Below are 2,653 nucleotides of genomic sequence, written 5' to 3'. Positions count from 1 at the left end.
CGGGATACTCGTTCGGCGTGGGCGTCGGCAGCGTCTCGCGGACCGGCGGCGGCGGATCGGCCATACAAGCGGTCGACGTCACGCCGAGCAGCCCAGCCGCCACCACGGCAGCGATCCGCCTACCGATCTTCATCCGGCCCCACTCCTGTTCGTCAGGCGTTCGCGTCGCGCGCCTTCGCCCGCGAACGCTCACGGGCGCGGGTCGTGCTGTCCAGGTTGACCTTACGCACCCGGCACACCTCCGGCGTGACCTCGACGCACTCGTCGACGGCGCAGAACTCCATCGAGCCCTCCAGGTCCAGGTCCATCGGCTTGGCCAGGGTCTCCATCACATCGGCCGACGACTGACGCATATTGGTCAGCTTCTTCTCGCGGGTGACGTTGATGTCGAGATCTTCCAAGCGCGGGTTGATCCCGACCACGTGACCCTCGTAGGTGTCGTCGCCCGGATTGACGAAAAAGGTGCCGCGGTCAGCCAACTGGATCATCGCGAACGGAGTCACACTGCCGGCCCGGTCGGATACCAGCGAACCGGTGTGCCGGGCGCGGATCTCGCCAGCCCACGGGCCGTAGTTCAGGAATACGGCATTGGCGATACCGGTACCGCGGGTCTCGGTCATGAAGTCGGTGCGGAACCCGATGAGTCCGCGCGACGGGACCTCAAACTCCATGCGAACCCAGCCGCTACCGTGGTTGTTCATCTGCTCCATGCGCCCCTTGCGGGCGGCCAGCAGCTGGGTCACCGCGCCGAGGTACTCCTCGGGGACGTCGATGGTGAGGTGCTCGAACGGCTCGTGCACCTTGCCGTTGACCGTGCGGGTCACCACCTGTGGCTTACCAACGGTCAGTTCGAAGCCTTCGCGGCGCATCTGCTCGACGAGGATGGCCAGCGCCAACTCACCGCGGCCCTGCACCTCCCACGCGTCGGGGCGGCCGATGTCCTGCACGCGCAGCGAGACATTGCCGATCAGCTCGGAGTCAAGCCGGTCTTTGAGCATGCGCGAGGTGAGCTTGTGCCCCTTGACCCGGCCGGCCAGCGGAGAGGTATTGGTGCCGATGACTGCCGAGATGGCGGGCTCGTCGACGCTGATGCGCGGCAGCGCGACCGGATTGTCCGGATCGGCGAGGGTGTCGCCGATCATGATCTCGGTCATGCCGGCGACCGCGACGATGTCACCGGCGTAGGCGACCTCCGCGGGGGCGCGGTCCACGCCGAGGGTCACCAGCAGCTCGGTGATCTTGGACTTCTCGATGACGGCTTTACCGTCGACTTCACGGCACCACGAGACCTGCTGGCCCTTGCGGAGGGTGCCGTTGTGGATACGCACGAGACCGAGACGACCGAGGAACGGCGACGCGTCGAGGTTGGTGACGTGTGCCTGCAGCGGCGCGTCCGGATCGCCCTTGGGCGCCGGGACGCTGTCGATCAGCACGTTGAACAGCGGGTCGAGGTTCTCGCCCTCCGGCACGGTGCCGTTGGCCGGCATTTCGGTGCTGGCGACGCCGGCCCGGCCCGAAGCAAAAAGCACCGGCAGATCCAGGGCGAGTTCGGCGGCCTCGGCGGCCTCGTCGTCGAGGTCAGACGCCAGATCCAGCAGCAGGTCCTGCGATTCAGTAACGATGTCTTCGATACGCGCGTCGGGTCGGTCGGTCTTATTGACCACCAGAATCACCGGCAGCGATGCGGCGAGCGCCTTGCGCAGCACGAAACGAGTCTGCGGCAGCGGCCCCTCGGACGAATCCACCAGCAGCACCACACCGTCAACCATCGACAGCGCGCGCTCCACCTCGCCGCCGAAGTCGGCGTGGCCCGGGGTGTCGATCACGTTGATGACGTACTCGGTGCCGTCGGGCTGACGGCGGTGCACAGCGGTGTTCTTGGCGAGAATGGTGATGCCCTTCTCACGCTCGAGGTCGCCCGAGTCCATGACTCGATCGACTAGTTCGGCGCGCTCGCCGAACACACCCGACTGGCGCAGCATCGCGTCCACCAGAGTGGTTTTGCCGTGGTCGACGTGCGCCACGATCGCGACGTTACGGAAGTTGGTGTCAGCGCTCACTGAAGGATCTCTCTCGCTCTCTGAAGTTCCAGCCCCGATAACGGGGTGAAAATTAACCTCATCAGAGTACCGGCATGCGCCCGTCCAGCGCGATTTGTCGCGTCGGCGCAGTGGCCACCACCGCGGTAAGCTGGGGAGATGGGAAAGCCGGATCCGGCCAAGGTGGCACGCCTGAAGCCGAAAAAGAAGTGTTGCAAGAAGAAGACACGCTGCCTTCGCTGCCCGGTCGTGGTCCACCGGATGCAGAAGCTCGACCTCGAGCACATGTCAAAGAAGGACGCCCGCAAGGCCCTCAAACAGGCCCGCAAGAATCCGGCCCGGGTAGCCCGCTGACCAGCACCGCACCTCCAATCGTGCCAATGAACCGACGGCGTCGTCGGTCGGCTGCCTCCACCGCTGCCGCCGGTGGTCGTGCGCTCGCAGGCGCCACGTCTGGCCACTCGGGTCGACCGTCGGCACACCTGTCGACCACCGCCTGCTCCCCGGCCCAGGCGCGACCCTCCGCGCAGACCACGCCGAGTGACCGACTAGACGAAGCTCACAGTCTGCCGATCCCCCTCGGCGAGCCGAGCGCTTCGTTAACGCCGCCGTAG

The 2,653-nt window shown here is 66.3% G+C and carries 2 protein-coding genes; one reads left to right on the top strand and one right to left on the bottom strand.

Features of this window, described 5'->3' with window-relative positions; genetic code table 11:
- Positions 1-152: 152 nt before the first annotated feature.
- Complete coding sequence (gene typA / locus WAW85_RS11245; protein WP_422559696.1) at positions 153-2,060, bottom strand: translational GTPase TypA; 1,908 nt, start codon at positions 2,058-2,060, stop codon at positions 153-155.
- Between the two features lie 138 nt (positions 2,061-2,198).
- On the opposite strand from typA, the gene WAW85_RS11240 reads away from it, so the two are divergent.
- On the top strand, positions 2,199-2,393 hold the full coding sequence (locus WAW85_RS11240; protein ID WP_422559695.1) for a hypothetical protein: 195 nt from the start codon (positions 2,199-2,201) through the stop codon (positions 2,391-2,393).
- Positions 2,394-2,653 lie beyond the last annotated feature (260 nt).

It is taken from the genome of Gordonia sp. (in: high G+C Gram-positive bacteria) (assembly GCF_049299075.1).
Lineage (GTDB): Bacteria > Actinomycetota > Actinomycetes > Mycobacteriales > Mycobacteriaceae > Gordonia.
This window is presented reverse-complemented; position numbering and strand designations above follow the sequence as displayed.